Genomic DNA, 23,021 nt, shown 5'->3' on the forward strand with positions numbered 1-23,021 from the left:
TCTACCCCTTGCCGGACTTGCGCCCGGTCTTGCTCGCGGGGGCATCGGCCTCCGCATCGTCAACGGCCTGCTGTACGGGCTCGAAACGGCCCGCGTCTCCGGCGGGCACCTCGTCGTAAGTCGCCCCATGCTCAAAGCGGCGTCCGGCCAGGGGGCCGTCCACCGCCGTGAACTCCGGGGCCGAGGCCTTGAGCTTGTAGCGTCTCACGGCCGGTCCTCCTCGTTTTCGTAGTTGAAGGTCAGGACGACGCGCTGCAGCATCTCCTTGTCGTCGCCAACGGTCTCGCTGGCGGCCTCCGCCGGGCAGAACACGCCGAAAAATCCGGGCAGGCCCAAGGGCTCGTCGGCGAGCGCCGCGCGCAGCTCCCGGGCCCAGGACAGGACGCCCCGGACCCCGGCCTTGTCCCCCACCAGGTTGGCCTCGGGCTTGGAGTGCTGAACATAGACGACAGCAAGCACGGTCCTGGTCACGCGCTCCATGTCTCCGGCCAGCTCCACCCGCGCGGTGCCGCCGTCCTTGACGCCCACGCACGGCGGGCGGCAGCCCTTGGGAATCAGGTCCAGGTGCGGCGTGATGTACACGTCCCCATCCCGGATCCCGACGAGGGAGGCGCGCAGGTGGTCGCGCATGGCGATCAGCAGCCGGTCCATCAGAAGTCCTTCATGCCGTCACGGCTGAAAAGCCGCTCGGGATTGTCGCCGGACAGGCGCGGGGCCTCGGCTGGCTTGGGCGTGCCGTCGGGATCGCCGAGCCCCAGGGAGATGGAGCCCTTGGCCACCTGTTCCAGGAAGCGAACGGCCGCCTTGTAGCGCTCGGCCCGGGCCTCGGGAGCGCCCATGCGCCGCGAGAACAAGTTGTAGATCGCGATGTCCACCGCGATCTTGCGCAGAATCGGCGGCACCTGGCCCAGCGGCAGCCCGTAGCGGGAGCCGAGATAGCCGTCGATCTCCCCGTCGGCGTCGGCGATGGCCTTGTCCACGCGGGACTCCACGACGATCCCGGCGTCCTCGTCGTCGGTCAGCTGGACGAGGACGGCCTCGTCCAGCTGGTCCCGGATGTCGGCCGACAGACAATAGGCCACGGCCTACTTGCCCCCCTTCTTGGAGGTCTTGCCCTTGTCGGGCGAGGGCGGCTGATCCCCGGACCCCGCATCACCCTGGGGACCGGGCGAGGGTGGCTGATCCCCGGGCCCCGCATCACCCTGGGGACCGGGCGAGGGCGGCGTGGCGGGGGCGGCGGGCTTCTTCGTGATCTTGACTTGAAGCATGGTGTCGGCGGACAGGATCTCGATCTCCTCGGAGGTGAACCGGCCGTCGGGGTGCTCCACCCACTGGTCGGAGTGGGCAATGCCGCAGCGGCGGAATCCGTCGCGGTTGGCCTTGATGCTCACGGGCATATGCGTCTCCTTCATGGAGCGGGGCCGCTCATCGCGGCCCCGCGTTCAGGTTGCTAGGCCAGCCAGGGCACTTCGAGCAGCTCGACGGTGTTGGCCCACTCGTTGCTCGCGCCGCCGGTGGTCAGGGCGTTCTTGATGACCTTGCGGGCCGCGCCGATCAGGGTCGGCGGGACCACCAGGTGGGTGGGCACGATACCCAAGGGATCGTCCTCCTCATTCTTCAGGCTCATCATGGCCGTATAGGCCGCGCCGAAGGAGTCCGAATCCAGGGTCTGCTTGGAGCCGTAGGCCAGCTGCCACAGCCCGTATCCGGCGTTCTTGCGGTCATCCACGCCGTAGGTGAACTTCTTGCGCTTGAACACGCTCTCGCTCGTCGGGTCGTCCTGGGCCACGAACTCCGGCTCCTTGCGGCGCTGGAGGATGAGCGGCTTGATCGGCTGGGACAGATCCAGCAGGTACCAGGGGGTGCCCGCGCCGCCGCCGAAGTTGGAGACCGAGGCGTCCCCCACCGGGTGATCCGTATCGAAGAAGTACTGGCCGTCGTAGCAGACGCCGGTGAAGCCGTTTTTGAGCAGCTTGAAAACCAGCTGGTCGGGATGCACGGCCGCCGAGTGGGCCAGGCCCTGGATCAGGGGCGGGTAGACCCCGATCTGATCGTCCTCGATGCTGTCGCGGTCGACCTCCACGGTCGCCTCGAAGTCCTTGTTCGTGATGGTGTAGTTGAAGGCGCTCAGATCCTTGACCACGCGCTCGCCGACCCACTCCCGCATGGCCGGGAAGTTGGCGAGCCACTTGTAGTCCACGACAGCGCCGGTGCTCACGGCCTTCATGGCCACGAGCGGCCACATGGATTTCGCCCCGGCGAAGGCGGCGGCGAAGATGGTGTTGAAGCTGATGTAGATCCCCTGCAGGGACGCCTGATTGATGATCATCGTCGTTTCTCCTCTGTGCGCCGGGCTAGGCGAACTCGATCCAGACGCCGTCGGGCTCGACGCCCAGGCATTTCCCGGCCACGATGCTGTTGCTGGCCGCGACGGCCACCGTCTCGGCGTCCTCGACCATGACGTTGCCGCCGATATTGGCGACCGTCACGGCGCTCGTGCCGCTGTTCTTGAACTTGAAGAGCTTTTTGCGGCGGATCTCCACGGACCGGTCGCCGTTCTGGCCGCCCGTGTTGTCCACCCGCTGCTCGGTGCGGCCCAGAATCTTGAGCCCGGCGGTGTTCGAGGCCGGGACCACGTACCCGGCGGCGTTCAGCGCGGCCATCTTCCCGGCCTCCAGGAGCGTGGACGCGGCCACGCCCAGGACCAGACTCTCGCCGTCGCGCATGGGAGTCTTGCGGTCAGCCATCTACTTGTCCTCCTTCCTGGGACCGAACTTTTCCCAGGTTTCCTTGCCGATGCCGCACATCTTGTTGATGCTCATCTGCATCTCGTCGGCGGCTTTGCCGCCCAGGCCGTCGGCGGTCGGCATGCCGTCGACCGGCACCACGCTGCCGCGCTGGCGCGACAGCACCACGGCCCGGAACAGGGCCGGATCACCGGCGGCCATCTTGCGGCCCCAGGCTTCCATCTCGGCCGGGCTGGCCTTGCCGTCCTTGAGCGCCTCGGCGACGAGGCCCTCGGCCTTCATTTCCTCAACCGTGCGGCTCAGGGTGGCCAGCTGCTTGCCCATCTCGCCGGAGGCCACGGCCGGAGCCTTGAGCGCCTCGATGGCGGCGACGACCTTGGCCGCGTCGGCGGCCTGGTCCAGGCCCAGGGAGTCGAGCACGTCCTTGCAGGCCACGAGCTTGATTTCCCCGGCGGCGGCCATGCCGGACTTCAGCGTGGTCAGCTCCTTGTCGGCCTGCGCCAGCTTGTCCTTGTCCGCCTTGAGGGCCTCCACGGCCGTCACGGCGTCGGCCTCGCTGGCCGCGTCGGCCAGCCCCAGCAGCTTCTTCAACTTCTCGAACAGATTCATTTCCTCGGCTCCTTGATCGGGGTTGATCACATGCTTCGCGGCCAGGGCGGCCACGTTACGCATCCTCGGTTGGTTGGTCAGGGCCACGTTGTAGAGCTGCGCCACCCGGCGGTCCGCGCGGTGCAGGAACACCGGGGAGTGGTAGCGGTACTCGCGCTTGGCGATGAGCCGCGCGCCCTCCTCGGTCCACTCGGTCCGGCCCCAGAGCCCGTCCGCGCGCCAGTCCAGCTCCTTGATCCATCCCGCCGCCGGGGCGCGCCCGCCGGTCAGGGTCTGGTGCTCATAGTCCACGACCATGTCGTGCCCCAGGGCCGCGAACGCCGAGAGCACCGATGCGGCCTCGGCGTCGCCCAACAGGAGCGGCTGGCCGTCCTCGATCACGATCAGTCCGCGCGGGGCCAGATGGATCCACTCCGGGGTCTGGCCGTCCCGCATGGCCGTGGCGTCTCTCAACACCGCCATGAGCATCGACGTCTTCACTGTCCTCGGCTCCTATCCTTCGCGTGGCGGGCATGCCCTTCACGCGCGTTTTGGACTGGTTTTGAACTAGGTCCACGCCCCTGCGGCGCAGAACCACCCGGACTCACCCGGCCGACCCGGCCACGACGAATTCCCGGATGATCTCCCGGATGTCGGTTTCGTCTTCCTCCTGGACGACCATGAAGGGCCGGGCCGGGATGGTGCCCCACGGGACGGTCATGGTCCGCGTGCGGCCGTATTTCCCGGGCGTGATGCTGGTCACGCTGCCGAACTGGCCCTTGGCCGCGCCGAATTGGTGGACCGCCGCGTGGACCTTGTTGGTGCCCACAATCGCGGAGGCGGCCGAGGCCTGGGCCGTGATCGAGCCCATGAGTCCGCCGCCCATGCCCCGGACCACCAGGGGGCCGCCGGAGGACCGGCGGCGCGCCAGGGTCGAGGGCTTGAGCGGTGCCCAGCGCTGGGGCCTGCCGCCCACCTCGAAGTTGCGGATCACGGACGTCCGCAGCAGCTCGCCCGTGGCCCGCATCGCCGGGGTCAGGTCGGCCATGCGCCCGGCCACGCCGGTCAGCTCGGCTTGGACCTCGTCGTCCGTCCAGGTGAGGGATGCGCCAGCCATGCGGACAGGTGTAGCTGGTCCCGCACGGGATTGCCGGAAGCTGCGCGAACTATGCAAACTTTCGGGCTTGACTCAAAAAAAGACGGGCGTATATTAGAAGCGCCTTGCACCGCGAGGGCCGCGCTCCCCGCGACCGGTGCCGGGCGCGCTCCCCGCGCGGGGGAGAGTCGAACCCCATGAGAGGCCGGGAAACCGGCCTTTCTCATTTTGAATGCAACAGCATGCCGGACCGCTGGGCTTGGAGATAGGCCTTGTCCTTGGTCAGCGGTATCATGGTCCAGGCCTCCATGAGGCCCTTGCGCGCCTGGGCCACGGCCAGCAATGTGCGGTCAGGTTCGACCCGCACGACCCTGATGAGCCGCTGGCGCAGGACGACCATCCCCGTCCCCCGGTGGCGCTCGAACGCGAGCCAGACTTCTTCGGGATCCTCCAGCAGTTCCGGCAGCAGGGGCAGATATTGGGATCTGGCGGGCGGCATATGCCGCGACAAAGTCTCGGCGTTGGCCAGCACGCTGCCCCCGCCCCAGGAATAGGCTCGCTCCTCGCCACCGAGGATGGCCCGCAGCGCGTCGTGCATCTCGGCCTGGGACGTGAGCCGTGGGCCGAGGTGCGCGCGGGGATCACGCGCCGGAAGCCGCTCGGGCCGCCCGGCGGACTCCCAATTCCCCCCGGTCAGCCGCTCCCAAGCCGACCCTCCCTGCGCCCGCCAAGAATCCATGACCTCCCGCGACAACGGCTTGCCCCAGGCCGCGCGGCCCGGGTTGTACCCCCAGCCGGGATCCACCCCCCTGGGCACGCGAGTCTCCTCGCCCGAGGCCGGGTTGACCCAATTCCGGTGCGCGGCTGCCGGGGCCTCGCGCCGCACGGGGAACGCGCCGCCCGCCTCCTCGGCCTGCAGCCGGTCGACCTGGCGCGGGGTCATGGCCACCACGCCGCATTTGCAGCCCCAGCCGTTGGGCGGGTAGTGCTCGTCCCACCAGGGATCGTCCCAGCGCAGGATGACGTTGACCCAGGCCAGGTGCTCGGGCCGGGGGTGTTCGGAGCTGGACCGCACGTAGCGCCAGTAGGGCATGGCTGCGCGCACGGTCGGGTCGGTCATGCGCTTGTAGTGCCCGGCGGAGTAGGCCGTGGACACGTTGGCCTCGTAGATGACCTTGGAGCGCCAGGCCCGCCCTCCCTTGTGCGCCCAGCCGTGGCGCTCCACCAGGGCGTCGAAGTCCTTGCGGAAGGACTCCAGGGTGGTTCCTTCGGAGATGGCTTTGTCCACGGCCCGGCGCAGGTCGCAGAGCAACCCGTCCTTGACCGCCCCGGCCACGGTGAAGGCCCGGGTGTGCATGCCCTCCCACAGGTCGGTCCAGGCCTGGGTCGGGAGATCCACCTTGTCCCGGAAGTACCGGATCGCCTCATCGAAGGGCAGCGAAGAGTATTCAGCGCTGGCCGCCATCGAACCGTCCAGCCATCTCGGCCAGGGCCAGGGCTTCCTGCAGCACCTGGGTCAGCTGGTCCAGCTCGAGCCCGGCGTACAGCCCCAGCAGGCGGTCGCGGAAGTCCTCCAACGAGGTCGCCTCGGCCAGCAGATCCTGGATGCGCTCGACCATGCCGTCCGTCGCGCCGGACTCCAGGAGCCGATCCGTGATGGCGGCGACCGTGGGCGCTCCGGTGGGGTCGTCGGCCTGGGGGGCCGGACGTGCGGCGCGGGGCGGCTCCCGCCGCATGGGCGCGGCCGACAGCGCGGGGCGCAGCGGGGTTTCGTCCTGGGCCCGCAGCGGCACCCGGAATCGCTCGGCCACGTGCTCCTGGGAGATGTCCACGCCCATGTCGGCCAGGGCCCTGTACACGGTCGCCACGGTCGCGAGATCCTCGGCGGGTTCGGCCTGGATTCGGAATTTCGGGACCGGTGCGTCCCAGCCGAAGTTGAACCCCACCAACGGCCGAAGCAACTGCTGGGTGATGGTCTTGGACAGGGCCTTGCAGTCCGCGATCTTGAGATCCTCGCGCACCTCGGCATGCACCTCGCCCAGCGCCCGCGACCCCTCGCCGTTCTGCCCCCCGGCCTCGCTGGTCAAGGTCTGGCCCAGGACCGCCTTGCTCATCTGGGCGTCGCAAAAGCGCGCCAGGGTCTCGTAGACGTTGAGCGAGCCGTACTTCTGGGCCTCCACGAACTCGATCTCCGTGTTCCTGGAGATGATCCCGGCGGCGTCGGTGCCGATGGCCCTGACTGCGGTCAGCAGGGCGTCCTTGTCCGCCTCGCTGGCGTTGGGACTGTATTTGCCGAGGCGCAGCGGCTGACCGTAGACCTCCGAAAACCCTACCCAGTCCTTCACGCTGAAGTTCTTGAACAGGTACATCCAGGCGCAGACGCGCATGATCCCGGCCCGGGTGTCGTAGCCCGAGCGCGCCTTGTACCTGTGGTACACGAACTTGAAGGGCGGCGGATCCTCGCCCCGTGCCCGGTCCGCCTCGGTGAGCACCCGGGGCGTCAGGCTGTCGACGAACGTCACCTTCTTGGGATGCACCCAGCGGAGCGCGCGGATTCCGGCCTGGCCGGAGGACACGTCCCAGAGGATCTCCATCATGGAGTACCCCTTGGCCAGGGCGTCCAGGAGATCCAGGACGTGCTCGTCCCAGTCGGTCAGCCCTTCCAGGGCGGCGCGGCAGAAGTCGGCCACGCGCTGGGACGCCGCGTCCTGACCGGCAGGGATGATCTCGTACTCCAGCCCTTGCACGGCCAGCTTGCGGATCTGGAACTGCGACGCCAGGTGCGCGTCCTTCTCCTCCATCTCCTCGAACATCTCGGCCTGGCGGCTCACATCCCCGGCGTCGGCCGCCTTGAGGATGCTGGCCAGCCTGGCGGGAGTCATGCCCGAGGTTGGATAGGTGCTCCACCGGTCGCGCACCTCCACCGAGGCGATCTCGCGCCGCTCGGGACGCCGGACTTCGGCCGGAGTGATGGGCCTGCCGAACTGGTCGAACAGCATCAGTATGCCTCCCTGCGGCCCTGGGAGCCCCAGCGCCCACGGCCGACGGTCTTGATCTCGGCCCGCTCCGAGGCGGGGAACATCCGGGCGGCGTGCCGCGCCTGCACGAGCGCCGAGGCCGCGTCGCCGTGACGTTTGCCGCCGTCCCCGGCCTTGGCCCTGGCGTCCGGGATCTTGGGGACGCCCTTGACCTTGCGCACGGCGCGCAGGTCATCGGCCACGTCCGCGTCCCTGGGCAGCAGCAACGTGCCGTCCTCCAGGTCCGCCTTGACCACCGGCCAGTTCTCCAGGTTCCAGTTCTCCGTGGCCTGGACCTGGTCGATCATCTTCTCGCCGTACCGTTGCCGCGCGCGCTCGGCCAGGTACGCGCCGTTGCCCCGGGCGTCCAGGGACGCCCCGGAAAAGCGCGGCAGACGGTCGCAGATATAGTTGAATATCTGTTCCTGCTGGGTGAACGGGCAGTCGCGCAGTTCCACCAGGAACGGCGTGGAGAGGGTGAGATCCTGCATCTCCTGGAGCGGCCACTGCACGGACAGGTCCAGGGTGCGGCCGAAGTCTTCACCGAGCCAGCAGGGCCGGTCGTCGGGCAGACTGGACAGCACGGGCAGCAGATGCTCCTTGCACCAGTCGGCCACCTCGCTTTGACGCGCCGCGTCCGGCCAGTCCACGAAGTCGCGGCTGGGCGGGGCCCAGCGCAGCACGGGCACGGGCCGCATGGCGGCCTCCACCACGGTGCGCAGCAGGTAGGCCCCGCCGCCCCTGGCGGGCACGCAATCCAGCTCCTCCTCCGCGTCGTCCCCGTAGTAGGCGCGGATGTCCTTGCGCCAAGCCTCCTCGCCCTCGGGCGCCCATGTCGTCCCCCGCACCAGACAGATGCGGCGGAACAGGCCGTCGTCCAGAGCCTCGTCAAAGGTGATCCGGTGCAGGCTGTACGGTTTGCGCCCGGCGCGGACTTCCTCGCAGAGCTGGTTGAATTCGTTTTCCTCGCCGTCGTGGGTCGACAGAACCACGACCTGGCCGCCCCACATGAGCAGGGCCAGGGCGCTCTTGAGCACGGCCCCCAAGTCCTTGTGGAACGCGGCCTCGTCGATGACCACCCGGCCCTGGCGCCCGCGCAGGTTGGTGGGCGAGGAGGACAGGGCCACGATCTCATGCCCGCTGGCGAACTTGATGCGGAAGGCCAGGATGCTCTTGTCACCAGCCGGGTCGTCTTCCTCGAACAGAAACTCCTGGACCTCGGAGCAAACCTGGTTGAACTGCCGGGCCCAGTCCCCGCAGGTGCCGATATACTCCCGCGTCATCTCGCGGTTGTACCCGAGGTAGAGCACGTCCATGCCGTCGCGGCCCTCGGTTGCGGCCGTGAGCACGTCGTCGGCCGCCTCGGCCCAGGTCAGGCCTATGCGGCGGGACTTCTCGCAGATCTTGACCTGGCTCTTGTCGGCGACCCAGCGCTGCTGGTAGGGCAGCAGCACGAACGTCTCCTCCGCCGGGCTGGTCTCCCTGGTCCTGAACTGTCCAGTCATCCCTTCACCCCCAGGATTTTGCGGCGCACAGCCTCGGTAGCCTCAAGCGATACCCCCTTTTTCCTCGCGCCTGTGGGGGTGAGCGCCTCGGCCCGCATGCCACGCACCATTTCCACGGCCTGGCGCAATTCGCGGACAGTCTTCAAATCCACAAGCGACGGATCGGACAACATCTGCGACATGCGGATGGCCAGGGCCTCCTCGAGGGCGGCCACCGCGTCGGCCTCGGTCTTGATCTCGCGCAACTGACGCGGGACGGCCGCGTTCTCAAGTTGCCTGCCAAGGCGCGCGGCCTCGGCCTGCTTGAGCGCCAAGGACTCCAACCCGGCCACGGCGAATCCGGTCTGCGGGTCGCGCGTCTCGATGAGGGCCTTGAGCATCTGGGATCGGGCCAGCACAGTGTCCGCGCGGATGTCGGCCTCGGCCTTGGCGATCTCCTCACGCTTGCCCTTCCAGCCGTAGGTCTCGGCCCAACGCTTGAGCGTGGAGGCGGCCACGCCCAGGCGCTTGGCCACCTGGTCGAACGTGAGCCGGTCCACGCAGTACAGTTCCTGCGCGGCGAACACGGTCTCCGGCGGGTGTTCGCGGCGGCCGTTCACCGGGCGTCCCCCAGTTCACGGTCCAGCACGGCCAGGCGCTTGTCCAGGCCGCGCAGTTCGGCCAGCACCTGGTCCAGGCTGATGGCCCCGGACAGGATAGTATCGGAATCAATCCCGGCCACGTCCTCGTCCACAGGCAGGGCCATACGGATCTGCTGCCGCAGGGCGGCGGCCTCGTTGGCCAGGCGCATTCGCTGCTGCCGCAATTCCACGCGCTTGCCGAGATTCACCGTGCGTTCGCTCATTCGCATCCTCCGATCCCGATTCGGGTCTTGATGATGGTGCCCAGCTGTTCTAGGGCGCGGGTGTTGCTGGTGATCACGTCGACAAGCCCGTCGGCGTGGCGGTTGTACTGCTTCACCAGTTCGACGTTGTCCCTGTAGTACTGGTCGGTCGCGCTCTGGTTCCCGCCCAATTCCCGCAGCAGTTTCTGGGTGTCCCGCTGATAGGCGGCGAGTGTCGTGCGGTTTTCCGCCCGCAGCATCTCGACCATGCTGTTGATCATCCGGCCCCGCAAAAATTCGATGAACATGATGGCGATCACCACCAGGGCTGGACCGGCCAGCACCAGGAGCACCACGCCTCCGGGGCCGATCTTCTGGAGCACGTTCGCGACGACTTCCAGGGAGTCGATGAGTCGCGTGATCTGGCTGGGGTCCACTACCGCGCCTCCTTCCAGGCTTCGATGAGGTCGATCAGGGAGTTGAGCTGGCTGGCGATGTCCGCGCATCGCTGGCCGTTGGCGTCCGCGTTGGCCAGCAGGTCCGCCTCGGTCACTCCCTCCAGGAGTCGCGGGTCAAGGGGATCGGCGGTTCCGGCCGCAGGAGCAGCTCCTGCGGCACCGGGTTCGCCGGGCACGGCGCGACCACCGGGGCCGGAGGCGCGGAGCGCCTGATTGAGCAGGCGGACAAAGCCAGGATCAAACACATGACCAGCAGCAGCGCGCGCATAGGCGTCGATCTCCTGTTTGAGGTTTCTGGATTCTGCGGCGTGGCGGCGCTTGGCCTGGGCCAGGTCGCTGGCCAGCCGGTCGGCGGTCTCGGCCCGGGTCTGATACCGCTCCCGGGCCTCGCGTTCGGCGGCGGCCACCAGGGACCAGCGGTCGGCCAGTTCGTCGGCGTGGTCGCCCTTGAGCGTGGCCAGGGCCGCATCCCCCTTGGCCGTGGCGTAGGAGTGGCCCAGCCAGGCCCCGCATCCGGCGGCGGCCAGCAGGGCCAGAAGCACGGCAAGGGCCAGCAGGGCCTTGGGCATCTTGGTCAGTGCGTCGAGTCCGATCATTTCAGCACCCCCCGGCCCCAGGCCGCGTACAAGGGTTCGCGCCCGGCGATGCGGCGCGGATAGCCACGGTTTTCGGTCCAGGCCGCACGACTGCGGCCCGCGTTGACCTCGGCCACGTGGCCGTCCCAGCGGCCCGGGTCCAGGCCCCGGGAGCGCGCCAGGCGCTGGTCTTTATAGATCCAGCCCAGCCCCCCGTTGTAGCTGGCCAGGGTCATCTGCCAGCGGTCGCGCTCGGACGCGGCCGTGATCCGCGCCAGAAGCCAGGCGTCGTAGGCGCAAAGCGCCCGCAGGGCCCAGCCCGGGGACCAAGCGTCGGCCCGGCCCAGGTCCGGCCGGATCTCGCCCATCCACTCCCGGGTCGCGGGCATGAACTGCGCGAGGCCCTGGGCCCCGACCGGCGACCGGGCGGACTCGTCCCAGCGCGACTCGGTGTGGAGTTGGGCGGCCAGGGTGGCCACCGGCGCGGCCAGACCCAATTCGAGACGAGCCGAACGGATGAGCACCGAGCGGTAGCGCTGGGCTTCGCGCGGGATGGAGGCGGCGTCCGCCGGGAGGGCCAGGGCGGCCAGGATGATCAGGGCCACGGCCAGGGTGATGGCCAGGGCGATCCAAGAGGAAAGACTGGAATCGTTGAGTTGCGGTGCGCCCAGCGTCGGCCGCTGCATAGCCGCGCAGACGTCGTGTTCTTCCCTGAGCGTGCAGTAGCGCATGATCACAACCCCAGGGCCAGGCTCAGCGCGCCCACGGCCACCATGACCGCCTGGCGCGCGCAGGCCCCGACGAAGGCGGGAACGCAGCCCGCCGCGATGGGATAGTCGGGCTCGCCTGCGGCCCCGTCCCCCCCGGAGCGCAGCCAATCCTCGTCGAGGTAGCTGTCCGGCTGGGCGTAGGGCCAGAACCAGCGGTCCAGGTGGTAGAAGACCAGCCCGCCTAGGGCGGGCAGGGCCAGTTTGTACAGGATCACCGGCATCTGTTCCGGCGCGATGTGCCCCAGGGCCAGCAGCAGCGCGGTGGTCGCCGCCAGCAGCAGGGCGTGGCGGTGACGTTCGCGGAAGGTGCGCGGGGACTGGATGGACATGAGGGCCTCCTTCCCGCCGCCCGGTGAGCCCCCGGGCTCGGGCGGCTCTCGCCCGGGGACTCGGTCGGGGCGCACGCATGGGCGTGGCGGATGTGGTAGGCCCTATGGATAATCTAGAGAGGCGGCGATTGCCGGAAGGGGCGCGAACTATGCAAGGAATCACTGCCAGCTCGTCTTGCACATCTCCTCGCGCACGGAGGCCGAGGAGACCCGGAGGGGCTTGTCCGGGTGCCTGTCCAGCACCCCCCCGTCGACCAGCTCATAGATGCGGCGGGCGCTGACGCCCAGGCACCACGCGGCCTCATCGACCCGCAGCCAGGCCTTGAGACGCACCAATTCCTCCGCCGGGACCGCAGGGAGGTTCGCAATGGCCACCGTGAACCTCCTGCCCGTGCCCGGCAAAACAAGTTGGAACCCCGCGCCGCCGACGCGGCTGCATCTGCGGCGGCACCCCAGGCAGAGAAAGCGCGTGCCCTTGGTGAACCAGCTGGCCGCCGTCGGTCGGGAGCAGCGCAGTTCGTCATAGACCGCCCCGGCCACCTCGCCACGGTAAGGCGTGTACCCCTGGGCCAGTACATCCAGAACATCTTGGACCTGCGACATGGCGCACCCCCTTACGATAAAACAACCTCCAACGCCGCCCGGGCCTGGGCCCGGAAAAGATCGTCGCAGCGGCGGCAATCCCCGCGCACTGAGCACCGGGAGCACGCCGTCCGCTTGATCGCCTCGAACATCTTGGCCTCCGGCCCGGAGCGCCCCTCCAGGGCCTCGCGGATTCGCGCGGACTGGCGGGCCACGTCCCCGCCGTATGTCCCCGCCAGAATCATGTAGACCGTGGCCCGGTTGACCACCCCGCGCATGGCTCGGCAGAACCGATGTACGGTGCGGTACTTGCCCACGATCTCGCGGCGCAGTGCCGCGATGTCCTCCGGCTCGCTCACACGGCGGCCCCGGCGGAGCGGCGCTTGGCCTCCACCCGCTTCTCCAGGTCCATGACCAGGCGGCGGATGTCCTGTTCCCGGGCCAGCCAGCGCAGGGCCTCGACCCCGAACTCCCGGCGCACCCGCGTGTCCAGGGACGTCATGTCGTAGCCCAGCTCGCGCCACATGGCCGCGATGTACCGCTTCACCTGGGCGCGCGGGCCATCTGGGATTTCATACCAGTCCGAACGCCTGGAGGCCGCCTTGGCCTGGTAGCCCGGCTTGTTCCGTGGCTCGGTACGCGAAGTGAACTGCGCGCCCTGGGCCGCCAGGTGGTCCACCAACTTGATCAGCTCCACGCCCGTGAGGTCGGCCGAGCTGGACTTGCCGTACTTGGCCATCAGCAGATCGCGCCAGGTCTCGTCGTCCAGGCCGATCTGCTTGCGTCCCAGGTGGACCTTGGCATAGAGCCCGCGTCTCTGACCGGGCGTCATGCGGGGAGCGGTCTTCATTCTCATCTCTCCTGCAAAATTAATCGGGTTCGCCATCAACCGAGAGGATCGCGTGGACACGGGAGCGGCGCAGCTCGTAATTGGCGTCCTGCCACCGTCGGCGCATACCGGCCTCCCGTCGCCCCCAGGCGACTTCGCCCCCAGGGAACCTTTCCGCGATGTCGCGGCAAGCCGAGACGATCTTGTTCCACCGGATCATGTGCCACCACAGAGCCTCGTAGACCTCGGCCAGCCACGACAAAGCCTCAATGCGGTCGTGAAGCGGGCAGACCTGGAGATACGGGCACGACGGGCACATGGCCTGCTGGCATCCGAGATAGTCGATCATCAGCTTGGGGTTGCTCATCCTCGCTCCTTCGTGGTCTGCACATCGCTGGCCGGGACATGGACCAGGCCCCGGCCCATGAGGACCACGGCCACATACCAGCGCCCGTCGAACCCCCGAATGGGCTCGCCCGCCACGCGGGTCAGATCAAACAGCGGGCCCACGCCCTCGGCCGTGCGGCCGTTGAGCACCCGCACCGGCTGCCCGGGCCGCAGGTCCGGGGCCGCCTCTTCGGCCAGCTTCGGGCCGCCAAGGCGCTCGGCCAGGAGCGCGCCGATCCCGGCCGCGTCCAGGTACAGGCGCCCGCCGTCGGCCGCATCCAGCCAGCGCCGGTCGAGGCGCACGCGGTAGCGGCCTCGCGCACCGTCCGGCCACTGCTCGGACGGGAACATTTCAAATTTCAGGGTCAGTTTTGCGCCGTACCAGACGCAAACCGACTTCCAAACCTTGCGGCGCTCGGCCATCACCAACACCTTCCGGCGTGGCGTTCTTCTCGTTCGATGCGCCGCCGCATCTGTCCGGGCATCCGGGCCCGGCGCTTGGGGTTGAGCCTGGCCTTCGGGGGGCGCGGGTACAGGACCGTGATCACGGTGTGGGTGTCCCTGCTGGCCACCACGCGCAGCCCGCACAGGGACAGGCACACCGTGCCGGGCTCCAAGCCCTGCTCCACCTTCCCGGAGAACACCACGGCGGCCAGCATGGGCACCGTGACGCCGCGCTCCTCCATGCGGCTGGCTGCGTGTGCGGTCAGGGGCAGCATGTCAGCTCCGCGCCGCTCGTCGTGGATAGGGCAGTGGCGGGTGGTCATGACTACACCGTTTCCTCGTTCAAAGTCCGGTAGGTGTGCACCTTGGAATTGAGATTGAAGACACCGAAAAAGGCATCCAGCGACACGCCACAGGCGTCGCAAATTCCCTGGACGGAATTGCCGCCGCGACGAATCGCGTCCAGCACCTCCTGGCGCTTCTCCTTGGGGAGAGCCAGCGCCGCCGCCTTGCAGCGGGCCTTGTACTCCACACGGTACTTCCGGCGTTCCGCAGGCAGATCAATGCCCGCGACCTTGGCGGCGGCACGAAATTCCCGACGCAGCGCCGCGCGTTCCTTCTTGGTCTCGCAGTGCTCCAGACGATCACTGATGCGCACCAGCATCTTCCGCGCTTGTGCTTGTTCTCGGCGCGTGGTCATGGCTCTACCCCGACAAGCACCAACGCTTTTTCCGCCGCACTTTGCGCGCCGAACAGGTCTCCTCGCACAGCGCAGAGGATCACTTCGCGGAGGCCCTCGATGAGGATATTCCGGTCCTTGTTCCCGGCCCCAATCTCTCGCTCCAGGCAGTCCGGGCAATGATGGGGGTCCGGATACCCATGTGGGCACTCTTTGTACTGTATCGCCATCTACGCTCTCCCTCGGCTGCTCATCAGGCCCGGGCCGCCACGCCCGGACGACCGCCCCATGCGGGGCGGTTTCGCTATTTGGCGAACGTGATCGCCGTGTCCTCGCCGAACGTGTCATTGATGCCCATGACCGTGACGACGGCCATCTGTTGCGCGAGCGTGCCCTCGTCCTCGCGCTGGACCGGCGGATCAAAAACGACGCGCACATCGACGGCCCCGCCATCCTCGTTGTCCTGGAAGGTGACAGTCACCTTGGCCATCAGGCGACCGCTTCCTTGAGCACCTTGGTCATGCTGAACTTCACCGCCGTTTTGGCGGGCACCTGGATGGTCGCCCCCGTGCGCGGGTTGCGGCCCTCGCGGGCCGCGCGCCGCACGGCCTTGAGCTTGCCCAGGCCGGGAAGGGGCACCTCGCCCCCGGCCACGAGTTCGGCGGCGGCCACGCGGCCCAGGTTGTCCAGGACCAGTTCCACCGTCGTGCCCGGCACGTTCGCCGCCTTGCTCACCTGGGACACCAGTTCTGCCTTGGTCATGGTCTTCTCCTTCGGTTTTCCGGCTTGCGCCGTGGGTTATTGGGTTTTCGTCAGCCGCGTGGCTTCCCGGCGCATGTCCGTGGCCTCGCCGCGCATGTGCACGGGGATCAGCCGCGAGACCCGCAAGGACTCCAGGAATTTCGCCTGCCGCCGCGTCAGGTTGGTCAACTGCGTGAGCTTGATGCGGGCCTCGGCCAGGGCGTTGTCCTCGACCGGCGCGCCCTGCTCGGCCGCCTGGGCCTGACGCTCCAGGTCCAAGGCCACGCTCCGCATGTGGCCGGGCAACAGGTTGGTCTCACGGGTGTCGCGGACGAACCGCGCAAGTTTCCGAACCAGGGCCTGAAACATGAGGGTGCTGGACTCGGCGTCGCGCAGCGCGCGCACCAGCCCCTCGCGCGGGGGCGTGGCCGGGGTGGCCGGGGTGGATTCTTGTCCGTCCATGTGGCCTCCTAGACCGCCGCCATATCCAGCGGGATGGGGTCATACCGGCCCGAGGCCGTGCGCTCGTACACGCGCACGTAAGCCTTGGTCCCGGTCACTTGGATGCTGTCGCCGATGGCCCGCATGGCCTGCTGCCAGCGTTCGTCGGTGATCTCCAGGCGACGCAGGTTCAGGATGCGGCCGGTGTTGATGCGGCCTTCCTTGTCCACCTGGAACGCCTGGTCGATGAGCGCCTGCAACTCCGAGCGGGCCCCCTCGGTCCAGTCGCGCAGGCATTCGTCCACCAAGGCCTTGGCCGCCTGGAGGCGCTCGTCGAAGGTGATGTGCTCGGCCACCTGGCGGACGATCTTGAACCGGCCGTCGTAGCTCGTCAGGCTCACGTTGCCCTTGTCCCCGCCCAGCTTGGCCCCGTACTTCTCGGCCGACAGGGCCACGAACGCGCCCACGTCGCCCATGAGTTCGGCCTTGAGCCGGGCCAGGGCCTCGCGCATCGCCCTGACCTTGGCGACCTTTTCCATGACCAGCTCGTGCCGGGCCATGTCGATCTCGCGCACCTGGTCGCGCGGGATCAGGTGTCCCTGGGCGTTTTCCATGTATCCTTCGGGCATGTTCTCCTCCCTCACTGCTTCATGGCCAGCGGCGCGGCGGCGTCAGCGATCGCCACCACAGCCAAGGCCACGCGGGTTTCGAGGTTCCGGGCATCCTCGGCCGCCTGGTCTAGCACTCGGCAGGCCGAGCGGATGATCTCCCACTGTTCCTGGGTAACGCCCCAGGCCAGCTCGCGCAGCTTCAGGGCCGCGCCCTTGATGTTCTCGTGGATCATGCGTCGTCGCCTCCGTTGTCTCCGCTGCGCCAGACGACCTGGCCCAGGTTCGGGTCATACAGTTGTTTGATCCGTTGGATCATGGGCGGCCGGGGCCCGGTGTAGCGCGAGGGCACCCAGCGCCAGCGCGATGCCCCGCCGGGCTTGGAAATCCGGGCCAGGTATCCGGCGCGGCAGAGCCAGATGCAGTACTGCCTGGCCTCGCACTGGGCCACGGCGATCCCGGCCGCCAGCACTCGTGCCGTCAGGTCGTCCACGTTGAACTCCTTGAGCACCCGCATGGTGCGCCAGAGCGCCTCGCGGCCCTGGCCCGACGTGACCGGTCCGCCGTCCTTGCGCAGGCGCGGCGTCTCCACGCCCATGTCCCGCTCCAGGCGGTAACGGACCTCCCGGTCCGTGGTGTCGCGGCTGACGACGCCGCCCCGGGCCAGGCGGTTGAGGTAGTCCCGCGTGGTGGCCCGCAGCGTCCGTGCCGCGTCGGCGATCTCCTGAAGCGTGCCCCCGCGCACCGTGCGCAAGGCCGCCCATATCCGGTCTTGGGGACCGAGGCCCCCGGCTGGGAGCAGATGCACCGGCCGCCGCGCCATCAGATGTCCCTCCGAGCGGCGCGGCCGGTATAGAAGGCCAAGCCGGACAAGGCCGCCAAGTCCACGGTGTCCAGGCCCAGCTCTGCGGCCCGTTCCCGGGCCAGTTCCAGGTTGACGCAGATCCTCCGCGCCGACCCTTGTGACAAATCGTGGATGCGCCGCAGCAGGTCCGCGCCCATGCGCACGCCCGGGCACCAGAAACGGGCCAGCTCGGCCGCGTCCTCCAGGCTGGCGGGCTGGGCCGCCACCCAGTTCAGGATGCGGCCGTGAAACCGCTCCCAGCGCTCCAGCTTTCCGGGCAGGCCCTCCTCGCCGATGAGCATGATGGCCGCCCGGCTGGCCTCGTAAATATCCTTCACGATCTGCGCCAGACCGCGTTCCACCACATGATCCATCTCGTCGATGATGAGTGGGCGACCCGAAAGCGCGAGCTGCTCGGCCGCCTGGTCCGCCATCTCCGGGATGGTCCGGCCGGGTTGGATGCCCATCTCCTTGAGCATGGCCGTCAGCATGGCCTTGCGCGTCCAGGTGCTGCGACCCTCCACGTAGTAGGCTCGGTGCGCGTTGGCAGCCACCACCGCACCCGTGGATTTGCCCCAGCCGGACGGGCCGTGGAAGACCACCAGGCCGGGCAGATGCCGGGGCCGGGACATGGCCCGGTCCAAGGCGGTCAAACATATTCCCACATTCTGGAGCGGGGCCATTGGTTCCATCGTCTGCGTCATGTCTCCTCCCTGTCAGTTGGCCTGGGCCACGCGCGCGCCATAGATGCGCTCCATGGTCCGCATGGCTCGGTAGCCCGAGGTGTTGGGGTAGGTCTGATGCCAACGCTTTTCCTGTTCGGTCACGGCCTCGCCGGAGGCGATCCGGGCATCCAGTCGCTTCCAGCGCGCGTCGATCTCCTGCGGGGTCTCTTGCTTGACGGGCATGGGCGTCACCTGGCCGGAGCGCACCCGCTCCAGGGCGGCGGCCTCGGCCGCGTCCAGGGGCCGAGCCTGGGGAGTGGAGGGCAGGGCCGCGCGCCTGGCCTCCACGGCCTTGACCGCTTCCAGGGTCTCCAGGCGGCGCTGCGCCTCGGGCAGGACCACCCGCTTGAGCATCTCCCCGGCCGTCGAGGCCACCAGCTTCTTCTGCTCGGCCTTGTAGGCCAGCTTCTGTTGCAGGGAGGCCTGCTGTTCCGGGGTGCCCAGGATGGCGGCCATCGGGTGCTCGGCCCCGTAGGTCCGCGCCTCGCACATGAATTTCCCGTCCGTGTCGTAGACCAGGATGGTGTCGGGCTCCTGGGGGTCGTAGCGCACCACGCATTTGTGGCGGCGGTCGGAGAGCATGGGGTGGTAGTAGTGCCGCCCGCGCAGGCTCACGCCGTGCTTGGTGATCCCCTTGACTTCCTTGGAGAGCATGAGCAGGTCCAGCCGGGCCAAATCCACGCCGGGGCCCACTCCCAGGCTGAACACGTCGATGGGCGCGCGGCCCCTGAGATGAGCCGCCCGGCTGGGACGCCGCACGTACTCGTCGAACCACAGCGCCAGGGCCTTGTAGGTCTCCTCCAGGGTCAGGGGACGGCCGCCCATCGCCGCATAGGCCCGCCGATGCACGTCCTCGCCGCGTTTCATCCGCGCTGGCTTGGCGTCGATGCAGTTGCCGGTGTACGAGGGCGACCAGACCTCAAGCTCATGCAGGGTGCCGAAAAACCGCTCAACCGGCTTGCTCTGGCCGTGGTACGGCTGGGCGTGGACCACGTGCATGTCCAGGTCGTCATAGAGCCCGTTCATGCCCACCGTGGTCCCGGTGTCCTCCAGCAGACTGGCGATGCCGCACTGCCGGAAATCCGCGACCCCCGAGAAGAACCGGGCCCGGAACGCCTTGCCGTTGTCCAGGTAGGCCACTTTCGGGGTCTTCCCCAGGGCGATGCAGGCCCGGCGGAACGCCGCCGCGATGCACTGCACGTTCTCCGTAGCCATGACTTCCCAGCCCACCGGGTAGTTGCTGGCCCCGTCGAACCACATGAGCAGCGTCATGCGGCAGGGCTTGCCCGTGGCGGGATTGATGGACTCGAAATTGAGCGTGTGGCCGTCCGCGATGAGCACGTCGCCCACGTTGATGAGGCTCCAGTCCCGGCGGATGGACCAGGCGCATTTGTCGTTCCAGGCCTTGGTTCCCTCGCGGACCATGACCCAGGTTTGGTGGCACTCGCCGATGTAGCGGTCCAGGAAGCGGCGCATGGTGGCCTCGGACGGAATGGGCGAGAGGCCCTGGGCCCGCATGATCTTCCCGGCCTCGCGCACCGCGACGGAGATGGCAGGGCTGTTGGGGTTGAGCGCCGTGCGCAGCAGCACCCGGCGGTGCTCGTCCGTCAACACGGACTGCCCGCGATGCGCCAGGCCCCGCCGATCCGCCAGCACGAGAACTGATCCCTGGCGCTCCTGGGCCACTTTCCAGCGCTCCAGGGACTGCCACGACACCTTGCCCAGGGCGTCCAAAAGGTTGGGCCAGCCACCAGCGAGGTACGCCTCGACAAAGTCCCGCTTCGCCGCCACGGTCGCGCCGTGCCGTCGCTGCCATTCCAAGTACAGTCGGATCAAATCCGCCTTGGCCAGCGCCTTGGCCCGGCGCGCGGCGTCCAGGGCCTGGGCCGGAACCGGCGCGCCGGGGGCCGCCGGGAGCTGCGCGACGGCCAGGGCCGGGGAGGTCTCGGCCAGGGCCTTCTGCTCGGCCACCCGGATGGCCAGCCGCGTGGCCTCGGGCATGGACGCCACCAGCCACTCCCGGCCGCCGCCTCGGCCCGCGCGGGGGCGGGACTTCCAGGACTCACGGGTGGCCATTCTGTGGACGGCCCTCACCGGGCGGTCGAGCAGCCCTGACAACTCCGTGGAGCTATATGATTCCTTGATGGTGGACATTGGAGACCTACGCGGCGTCCTTTCGATTCCGTTTCGGCTTGGGCTCTCGGCGCGTACCGCCCCGGAATGCCGGACCGTTGTCGATAAGCACGATGCGCGGCGCACAAAACGGATTGTGCATCAACATCTTCGCGATCTTGACCTGGTCCATCACGCCACCTTCCCTTCGGTGTCAGCCGCTTCCGTTTGATTCGGGTCGAACAGATATTTCTCCGGCACACCCAGCTCCCGCAGCCGGTCCAACACCAGGGCGGAATGCTTGTTCCCGTTGATGGTCCCGGACACGAGTTGATGGCAGACGCCCAGCTCCCGGGCCAGATCGGCCTGGCTGATCCCATGCCCGTCCAGGCATTCCTGGATGCGCCGCCGGACCTTGAACCGCGCCAGGCCGCACTTCAGCCGCACCCCCGGCATTCTCTTCGCCTTCATATGGATTCCTCCAATTGCTTCTTCTTCCTCCGTGCCTCCCGCTCGGAGACACAAGCCCGGCCATAGTCCCGCAGCTTGCGGTCCTCGGCCGTGAGCACGTCCAGGCCGACCACGCGGAGCAGCATCCGCAGGGGATCATAGTTTTTGGTGGCCAGACAAAAGACCACCACCGCCAACAGCGAGGGGGTGTGATCCCGGTCCCCGGGCGAGAGCCACTTATCCAGTGTGTCCTTCGAGATTGCCTTGACGTTCCCGGCCGTGAGCCGGACCCCGGCCGAGACTGCCACCGCGTTGATGCGGTCCAGCAGGAGCTTGCGCCCCTCTTCATCCGCCCCGGCCGCGCGGTTCATCGCGGCCCGGACGGAGGGGATGAGTCCGGCCAATTGGCTCATGCCGTCGTCATCAAAGAGGGAGAGTTGTTTCATGACCTCGCCGTCCGCTCGGGTTCAGGGTCGACGTCCGATTTGGATTCAAGGTCGGACGTTGACCCGGGCAAGTGGGGCGGGTAATGTCAAGCCTGCTAGGGACTCGGCTACCGCCCACGAGTATGGTTTAGGCAAAATAATGGTCATGGTCAACCATAAAAAAGGTGTCAAACTTATTTTTATGTTTAAAATATATTTATTATAACAAAATAAAAGAGATAGATGATAAATACACTGTCCAACTATCTGTCCAGCTTCGAGGAGTGAACTTGGACACCACGTTAGGCACACGACTTAAAGAACTCCGCCAAGGGATGAGCCAAGCTGCTTTCGCGCGCAAGCTCGATGTAAGCCCGAGCGCGATCGGGCAATACGAACGTGGGGAGCAACTACCTGGCGCAGCTTTTTTAATGGCTGTATCCAGACACTATAATGTTAGAGTCGACTGGCTGCTGTTCGGCGAAGGTCCAAAACACCCGGACTCGGGCGTAAAGATGGAGCACTTGGAAAGCCAAGCTGACCGAGAACTCGAGACCTATTTGGAGTCTGAGGGAGTGACCGACCGAAAAGCGCTGGCGGAAGAAATGGGGCTGTATAATAAGGATCGCGACGATTTTTTTAAAAATCTGTCCTTGGGGCGCATGGTTGAGCGTCTAGTGAAAGAAAATGGGGAGTTAAAGCTAGAAAATTTACAGTTATCCATGCAATTAGACGCAGCACGTAAAATGTGCCTCAATTACTATAAAAGCCTACAGAAGTATCGTAACGGTGGGGAGCCTCCTGGTATGTAGTTTTAGTGGGGCAAAAAACAAAAGAATATGGAGGTAAAATGCCTCTTATTCCTTGTCCAGAATGCGGAAAAGAAGTAAGCACGAGCGCCAAAATGTGCCCGCACTGCGGGCTGCAAAACCCTATTTATGTAAGGAAAGACTCTGATGGTAAAATAATTACAGGTGGGAGCGAAGACGTTAATAAACGAAAAAATAAAACTAAGATCGGTTGTTTTTCCTTGGTGTGTCTAGCTATATTACTAAATTCTATATTTGGTGGTGGCGAGAAAAAGCAAAAAGATATTTCCGCAGCACTAGATTCCAAACAGGCAGTTACCCAAGTCTGTACGCCAGAACAAAAGCAGTCAGCATCAAACATACTTTTGATACTGCGTCAACGTGGGACGCGTGAGGTCGTTGGAGGCGGTGCTTGGTATGATTGGCGTGAAAATTGGTATGGGATGGATTTCCAGCGCCAGATGGATACGATGAGACTGATAGCCGACACGGAATATTGCGTAAGTAATGGGAAAATCACCCATATGCATATAGATTTTAATGGGGAGCATGTTGCAGAAGCAACCCCAACCGGCGGTATCCGTGTCCTCAAGTCTAGGCCATGATTCTATTTCGTTTTTTGCGCCGGATAGTGCGCAATAAAAGAGTAAAAAAAAGGCCCTAGATTTTGCGCGGGATCAGGCGCAATTTGCGGGGTTTCTATTCTCAAATTGGATGCAAATTTGGTCCGAAGTAGGCCCGACATTCTCATCTTGATTTCGTGCCCTAAATTTTCTTCAACCTCCCCTCGCAGCCCGTGTCAGTCCTACATTCGTCCTACTTTTGTCCGACCCTACCTGGGTGTCTAGCCCATTCTCAAGTTAGCTGTCCCCCCATAGGAGGAAACACCTCCTCTTCCTTGAGACCATACAGGGCCGCGTCGGCGCGGGCTCCTGGACGCAGGCTGACGCCCCCGCGTGGGGGGTGTCACCCGGCCACGATCACGGCGGTTTATGCCCGAGCAGTTTCAATCCACGCCCCCGCGTGGGGGGCGTCCT

37 protein-coding genes and 1 other RNA gene are annotated in these 23,021 nt (G+C 66.8%); 2 read left to right on the top strand and 36 right to left on the bottom strand.

What is annotated here, in order from left to right; all coding sequences use genetic code 11:
- Position 1: 1 nt before the first annotated feature.
- The 36 genes from H587_RS0111840 to H587_RS0112015 form a co-directional block, all read right to left on the bottom strand.
- The gene (locus tag H587_RS0111840; RefSeq protein ID WP_027176454.1) at positions 2-208 is read right to left on the bottom strand and encodes a hypothetical protein; all 207 of its coding nucleotides are present in this window, start codon (positions 206-208) and stop codon (positions 2-4) included.
- Positions 205-651 (bottom strand): hypothetical protein, encoded by a 447-nt coding sequence (locus tag H587_RS0111845; RefSeq protein ID WP_027176455.1) that lies wholly within the window; start codon positions 649-651, stop codon positions 205-207. The genes H587_RS0111840 and H587_RS0111845 overlap by 4 nt, the downstream gene beginning before the upstream one ends.
- The gene (locus H587_RS0111850) at positions 651-1,082 is read right to left on the bottom strand and encodes a gp436 family protein (RefSeq protein WP_027176456.1); all 432 of its coding nucleotides are present in this window, start codon (positions 1,080-1,082) and stop codon (positions 651-653) included. Before H587_RS0111850 ends, H587_RS0111845 begins: the two co-directional genes overlap by 1 nt.
- A gap of 3 nt (positions 1,083-1,085) precedes the next feature.
- Positions 1,086-1,397: an HI1506-related protein gene (locus H587_RS20975; protein WP_034609309.1), complete on the bottom strand. Its 312-nt coding sequence runs from the start codon at positions 1,395-1,397 to the stop codon at positions 1,086-1,088.
- 53 nt (positions 1,398-1,450) lie between these two features.
- Positions 1,451-2,329 carry a Mu-like prophage major head subunit gpT family protein gene (locus H587_RS0111860; protein WP_027176457.1) on the bottom strand — a complete coding sequence of 293 codons (879 nt, stop codon included), beginning with the start codon at positions 2,327-2,329 and terminating at the stop codon, positions 1,451-1,453.
- A 25-nt stretch (positions 2,330-2,354) separates the two neighbouring features.
- On the bottom strand, positions 2,355-2,747 hold the full coding sequence (locus H587_RS0111865; protein WP_027176458.1) for a hypothetical protein: 393 nt from the start codon (positions 2,745-2,747) through the stop codon (positions 2,355-2,357).
- The gene (locus H587_RS0111870) at positions 2,748-3,836 is read right to left on the bottom strand and encodes a phage protease (RefSeq protein WP_156904540.1); all 1,089 of its coding nucleotides are present in this window, start codon (positions 3,834-3,836) and stop codon (positions 2,748-2,750) included.
- A 103-nt stretch (positions 3,837-3,939) separates the two neighbouring features.
- Positions 3,940-4,452: a phage virion morphogenesis protein gene (locus tag H587_RS18400; protein WP_051202729.1), complete on the bottom strand. Its 513-nt coding sequence runs from the start codon at positions 4,450-4,452 to the stop codon at positions 3,940-3,942.
- Positions 4,453-4,654: 202 nt separating this feature from the next.
- A complete protein-coding gene (locus H587_RS0111880; protein ID WP_034609311.1) occupies positions 4,655-5,896 on the bottom strand; it encodes a PBECR2 nuclease fold domain-containing protein in 1,242 nt (413 codons plus the stop codon).
- Positions 5,880-7,430: a DUF935 domain-containing protein gene (locus H587_RS0111885; protein WP_027176461.1), complete on the bottom strand. Its 1,551-nt coding sequence runs from the start codon at positions 7,428-7,430 to the stop codon at positions 5,880-5,882. Before H587_RS0111885 ends, H587_RS0111880 begins: the two co-directional genes overlap by 17 nt.
- Positions 7,430-8,953 carry a hypothetical protein gene (locus tag H587_RS18405; protein WP_051202730.1) on the bottom strand — a complete coding sequence of 508 codons (1,524 nt, stop codon included), beginning with the start codon at positions 8,951-8,953 and terminating at the stop codon, positions 7,430-7,432. Before H587_RS18405 ends, H587_RS0111885 begins: the two co-directional genes overlap by 1 nt.
- Positions 8,950-9,552, bottom strand: coding sequence for a hypothetical protein (locus tag H587_RS0111895; protein ID WP_027176462.1), 603 nt, complete (start codon positions 9,550-9,552; stop codon positions 8,950-8,952). Before H587_RS0111895 ends, H587_RS18405 begins: the two co-directional genes overlap by 4 nt.
- Positions 9,549-9,797 (bottom strand): hypothetical protein, encoded by a 249-nt coding sequence (locus H587_RS0111900; protein WP_027176463.1) that lies wholly within the window; start codon positions 9,795-9,797, stop codon positions 9,549-9,551. The genes H587_RS0111895 and H587_RS0111900 overlap by 4 nt, the downstream gene beginning before the upstream one ends.
- The gene (locus H587_RS0111905; protein WP_027176464.1) at positions 9,794-10,213 is read right to left on the bottom strand and encodes a hypothetical protein; all 420 of its coding nucleotides are present in this window, start codon (positions 10,211-10,213) and stop codon (positions 9,794-9,796) included. Before H587_RS0111905 ends, H587_RS0111900 begins: the two co-directional genes overlap by 4 nt.
- Positions 10,213-10,830, bottom strand: coding sequence for a hypothetical protein (locus tag H587_RS19745; protein ID WP_027176465.1), 618 nt, complete (start codon positions 10,828-10,830; stop codon positions 10,213-10,215). The genes H587_RS0111905 and H587_RS19745 overlap by 1 nt, the downstream gene beginning before the upstream one ends.
- Positions 10,827-11,540, bottom strand: a complete 714-nt coding sequence (locus H587_RS0111915; protein WP_245560880.1) for a transglycosylase SLT domain-containing protein — start codon at positions 11,538-11,540, stop codon at positions 10,827-10,829. Before H587_RS0111915 ends, H587_RS19745 begins: the two co-directional genes overlap by 4 nt.
- A gap of 2 nt (positions 11,541-11,542) precedes the next feature.
- Entirely contained in the window at positions 11,543-11,908 is a 366-nt protein-coding gene (locus tag H587_RS0111920; protein WP_051202732.1) for a putative holin, read from the bottom strand.
- A 159-nt stretch (positions 11,909-12,067) separates the two neighbouring features.
- Positions 12,068-12,511, bottom strand: coding sequence for a MerR family transcriptional regulator (locus H587_RS0111925; RefSeq protein ID WP_051202734.1), 444 nt, complete (start codon positions 12,509-12,511; stop codon positions 12,068-12,070).
- An 11-nt stretch (positions 12,512-12,522) separates the two neighbouring features.
- A complete protein-coding gene (locus H587_RS0111930) occupies positions 12,523-12,849 on the bottom strand; it encodes a hypothetical protein (protein ID WP_027176469.1) in 327 nt (108 codons plus the stop codon).
- Complete coding sequence (locus H587_RS0111935) at positions 12,846-13,340, bottom strand: regulatory protein GemA (RefSeq protein WP_245560881.1); 495 nt, start codon at positions 13,338-13,340, stop codon at positions 12,846-12,848. Before H587_RS0111935 ends, H587_RS0111930 begins: the two co-directional genes overlap by 4 nt.
- A gap of 19 nt (positions 13,341-13,359) precedes the next feature.
- Complete coding sequence (locus H587_RS0111940) at positions 13,360-13,686, bottom strand: hypothetical protein (protein WP_027176471.1); 327 nt, start codon at positions 13,684-13,686, stop codon at positions 13,360-13,362.
- The gene (locus H587_RS18415) at positions 13,683-14,129 is read right to left on the bottom strand and encodes a hypothetical protein (protein ID WP_034609312.1); all 447 of its coding nucleotides are present in this window, start codon (positions 14,127-14,129) and stop codon (positions 13,683-13,685) included. The genes H587_RS0111940 and H587_RS18415 overlap by 4 nt, the downstream gene beginning before the upstream one ends.
- The gene (locus H587_RS0111950) at positions 14,129-14,473 is read right to left on the bottom strand and encodes a DUF4258 domain-containing protein (RefSeq protein ID WP_034609313.1); all 345 of its coding nucleotides are present in this window, start codon (positions 14,471-14,473) and stop codon (positions 14,129-14,131) included. Before H587_RS0111950 ends, H587_RS18415 begins: the two co-directional genes overlap by 1 nt.
- 2 nt (positions 14,474-14,475) lie before the next feature.
- On the bottom strand, positions 14,476-14,850 hold the full coding sequence (locus H587_RS0111955; RefSeq protein ID WP_156904541.1) for a hypothetical protein: 375 nt from the start codon (positions 14,848-14,850) through the stop codon (positions 14,476-14,478).
- Between the two features lie 219 nt (positions 14,851-15,069).
- Positions 15,070-15,136, bottom strand: an RNA gene (locus H587_RS20315) — hammerhead ribozyme type II.
- Positions 15,134-15,319: a hypothetical protein gene (locus tag H587_RS0111965; RefSeq protein WP_027176475.1), complete on the bottom strand. Its 186-nt coding sequence runs from the start codon at positions 15,317-15,319 to the stop codon at positions 15,134-15,136. The genes H587_RS20315 and H587_RS0111965 overlap by 3 nt, the downstream gene beginning before the upstream one ends.
- A complete protein-coding gene (locus H587_RS0111970; RefSeq protein ID WP_027176476.1) occupies positions 15,319-15,591 on the bottom strand; it encodes an HU family DNA-binding protein in 273 nt (90 codons plus the stop codon). Before H587_RS0111970 ends, H587_RS0111965 begins: the two co-directional genes overlap by 1 nt.
- Before the next feature lie 36 nt (positions 15,592-15,627).
- Positions 15,628-16,032 carry a hypothetical protein gene (locus H587_RS0111975; protein WP_027176477.1) on the bottom strand — a complete coding sequence of 135 codons (405 nt, stop codon included), beginning with the start codon at positions 16,030-16,032 and terminating at the stop codon, positions 15,628-15,630.
- An 8-nt stretch (positions 16,033-16,040) separates the two neighbouring features.
- Positions 16,041-16,640, bottom strand: coding sequence for a DUF3164 family protein (locus tag H587_RS0111980; protein ID WP_034609314.1), 600 nt, complete (start codon positions 16,638-16,640; stop codon positions 16,041-16,043).
- Positions 16,641-16,651: 11 nt separating this feature from the next.
- Positions 16,652-16,855: a hypothetical protein gene (locus tag H587_RS0111985; RefSeq protein WP_027176479.1), complete on the bottom strand. Its 204-nt coding sequence runs from the start codon at positions 16,853-16,855 to the stop codon at positions 16,652-16,654.
- Positions 16,852-17,442 carry a hypothetical protein gene (locus H587_RS0111990; protein WP_027176480.1) on the bottom strand — a complete coding sequence of 197 codons (591 nt, stop codon included), beginning with the start codon at positions 17,440-17,442 and terminating at the stop codon, positions 16,852-16,854. The genes H587_RS0111985 and H587_RS0111990 overlap by 4 nt, the downstream gene beginning before the upstream one ends.
- Entirely contained in the window at positions 17,442-18,167 is a 726-nt protein-coding gene (locus H587_RS0111995) for an AAA family ATPase (RefSeq protein WP_027176481.1), read from the bottom strand. The genes H587_RS0111990 and H587_RS0111995 overlap by 1 nt, the downstream gene beginning before the upstream one ends.
- 12 nt (positions 18,168-18,179) lie before the next feature.
- Positions 18,180-20,342, bottom strand: coding sequence for a Mu transposase C-terminal domain-containing protein (locus H587_RS0112000; protein ID WP_027176482.1), 2,163 nt, complete (start codon positions 20,340-20,342; stop codon positions 18,180-18,182).
- A gap of 7 nt (positions 20,343-20,349) precedes the next feature.
- Positions 20,350-20,493 (bottom strand): hypothetical protein, encoded by a 144-nt coding sequence (locus H587_RS20630; protein ID WP_156904542.1) that lies wholly within the window; start codon positions 20,491-20,493, stop codon positions 20,350-20,352.
- The gene (locus H587_RS0112010) at positions 20,493-20,771 is read right to left on the bottom strand and encodes a helix-turn-helix domain-containing protein (RefSeq protein WP_245560882.1); all 279 of its coding nucleotides are present in this window, start codon (positions 20,769-20,771) and stop codon (positions 20,493-20,495) included. Before H587_RS0112010 ends, H587_RS20630 begins: the two co-directional genes overlap by 1 nt.
- Positions 20,768-21,196, bottom strand: a complete 429-nt coding sequence (locus tag H587_RS0112015; RefSeq protein WP_027176484.1) for a hypothetical protein — start codon at positions 21,194-21,196, stop codon at positions 20,768-20,770. The genes H587_RS0112010 and H587_RS0112015 overlap by 4 nt, the downstream gene beginning before the upstream one ends.
- Positions 21,197-21,465: 269 nt before the next feature.
- Here H587_RS0112015 and H587_RS19750 point away from each other — a divergent pair, with 269 nt between their 5' ends.
- Together H587_RS19750 and H587_RS20635 are read left to right on the top strand one after the other, a co-directional pair.
- Positions 21,466-21,987, top strand: a complete 522-nt coding sequence (locus tag H587_RS19750; RefSeq protein ID WP_156904543.1) for a helix-turn-helix domain-containing protein — start codon at positions 21,466-21,468, stop codon at positions 21,985-21,987.
- Positions 21,988-22,025: 38 nt separating this feature from the next.
- A complete protein-coding gene (locus tag H587_RS20635) occupies positions 22,026-22,589 on the top strand; it encodes a zinc ribbon domain-containing protein (protein WP_156904544.1) in 564 nt (187 codons plus the stop codon).
- Positions 22,590-23,021: the final 432 nt, after the last annotated feature.

Source organism: Desulfovibrio aminophilus DSM 12254 (assembly GCF_000422565.1).
Lineage (GTDB): Bacteria > Desulfobacterota > Desulfovibrionia > Desulfovibrionales > Desulfovibrionaceae > Aminidesulfovibrio > Aminidesulfovibrio aminophilus.

Bases quoted from the DNA above. Each gene is read 5' to 3' on its own strand.
- H587_RS0111845 (WP_027176455.1), bottom strand. From the start codon at position 651: ATGGACCGGCTGCTGATCGCCATGCGCGACCACCTGCGCGCCTCCCTC.
- H587_RS20975 (WP_034609309.1), bottom strand. From the start codon at position 1,397: ATGCCCGTGAGCATCAAGGCCAACCGCGACGGATTCCGCCGCTGCGGC.
- H587_RS0111860 (WP_027176457.1), bottom strand. From the start codon at position 2,329: ATGATCATCAATCAGGCGTCCCTGCAGGGGATCTACATCAGCTTCAAC.
- H587_RS0111865 (WP_027176458.1), bottom strand. From the start codon at position 2,747: ATGGCTGACCGCAAGACTCCCATGCGCGACGGCGAGAGTCTGGTCCTG.
- H587_RS18400 (WP_051202729.1), bottom strand. From the start codon at position 4,452: ATGGCTGGCGCATCCCTCACCTGGACGGACGACGAGGTCCAAGCCGAG.
- H587_RS0111880 (WP_034609311.1), bottom strand. From the start codon at position 5,896: ATGGCGGCCAGCGCTGAATACTCTTCGCTGCCCTTCGATGAGGCGATC.
- H587_RS0111885 (WP_027176461.1), bottom strand. From the start codon at position 7,430: ATGCTGTTCGACCAGTTCGGCAGGCCCATCACTCCGGCCGAAGTCCGG.
- H587_RS18405 (WP_051202730.1), bottom strand. From the start codon at position 8,953: ATGACTGGACAGTTCAGGACCAGGGAGACCAGCCCGGCGGAGGAGACG.
- H587_RS0111900 (WP_027176463.1), bottom strand. From the start codon at position 9,797: ATGAGCGAACGCACGGTGAATCTCGGCAAGCGCGTGGAATTGCGGCAG.
- H587_RS19745 (WP_027176465.1), bottom strand. From the start codon at position 10,830: ATGATCGGACTCGACGCACTGACCAAGATGCCCAAGGCCCTGCTGGCC.
- H587_RS0111915 (WP_245560880.1), bottom strand. From the start codon at position 11,540: ATGCGCTACTGCACGCTCAGGGAAGAACACGACGTCTGCGCGGCTATG.
- H587_RS0111920 (WP_051202732.1), bottom strand. From the start codon at position 11,908: ATGTCCATCCAGTCCCCGCGCACCTTCCGCGAACGTCACCGCCACGCC.
- H587_RS0111925 (WP_051202734.1), bottom strand. From the start codon at position 12,511: ATGTCGCAGGTCCAAGATGTTCTGGATGTACTGGCCCAGGGGTACACG.
- H587_RS0111935 (WP_245560881.1), bottom strand. From the start codon at position 13,340: ATGAAGACCGCTCCCCGCATGACGCCCGGTCAGAGACGCGGGCTCTAT.
- H587_RS0111940 (WP_027176471.1), bottom strand. From the start codon at position 13,686: ATGAGCAACCCCAAGCTGATGATCGACTATCTCGGATGCCAGCAGGCC.
- H587_RS18415 (WP_034609312.1), bottom strand. From the start codon at position 14,129: ATGGCCGAGCGCCGCAAGGTTTGGAAGTCGGTTTGCGTCTGGTACGGC.
- H587_RS0111950 (WP_034609313.1), bottom strand. From the start codon at position 14,473: ATGACCACCCGCCACTGCCCTATCCACGACGAGCGGCGCGGAGCTGAC.
- H587_RS0111955 (WP_156904541.1), bottom strand. From the start codon at position 14,850: ATGACCACGCGCCGAGAACAAGCACAAGCGCGGAAGATGCTGGTGCGC.
- H587_RS0111965 (WP_027176475.1), bottom strand. From the start codon at position 15,319: ATGGCCAAGGTGACTGTCACCTTCCAGGACAACGAGGATGGCGGGGCC.
- H587_RS0111970 (WP_027176476.1), bottom strand. From the start codon at position 15,591: ATGACCAAGGCAGAACTGGTGTCCCAGGTGAGCAAGGCGGCGAACGTG.
- H587_RS0111975 (WP_027176477.1), bottom strand. From the start codon at position 16,032: ATGGACGGACAAGAATCCACCCCGGCCACCCCGGCCACGCCCCCGCGC.
- H587_RS0111980 (WP_034609314.1), bottom strand. From the start codon at position 16,640: ATGCCCGAAGGATACATGGAAAACGCCCAGGGACACCTGATCCCGCGC.
- H587_RS0111985 (WP_027176479.1), bottom strand. From the start codon at position 16,855: ATGATCCACGAGAACATCAAGGGCGCGGCCCTGAAGCTGCGCGAGCTG.
- H587_RS0111990 (WP_027176480.1), bottom strand. From the start codon at position 17,442: ATGGCGCGGCGGCCGGTGCATCTGCTCCCAGCCGGGGGCCTCGGTCCC.
- H587_RS0111995 (WP_027176481.1), bottom strand. From the start codon at position 18,167: ATGACGCAGACGATGGAACCAATGGCCCCGCTCCAGAATGTGGGAATA.
- H587_RS0112000 (WP_027176482.1), bottom strand. From the start codon at position 20,342: ATGTCCACCATCAAGGAATCATATAGCTCCACGGAGTTGTCAGGGCTG.
- H587_RS20630 (WP_156904542.1), bottom strand. From the start codon at position 20,493: ATGGACCAGGTCAAGATCGCGAAGATGTTGATGCACAATCCGTTTTGT.
- H587_RS0112010 (WP_245560882.1), bottom strand. From the start codon at position 20,771: ATGAAGGCGAAGAGAATGCCGGGGGTGCGGCTGAAGTGCGGCCTGGCG.
- H587_RS0112015 (WP_027176484.1), bottom strand. From the start codon at position 21,196: ATGAAACAACTCTCCCTCTTTGATGACGACGGCATGAGCCAATTGGCC.
- H587_RS20635 (WP_156904544.1), top strand. From the start codon at position 22,026: ATGCCTCTTATTCCTTGTCCAGAATGCGGAAAAGAAGTAAGCACGAGC.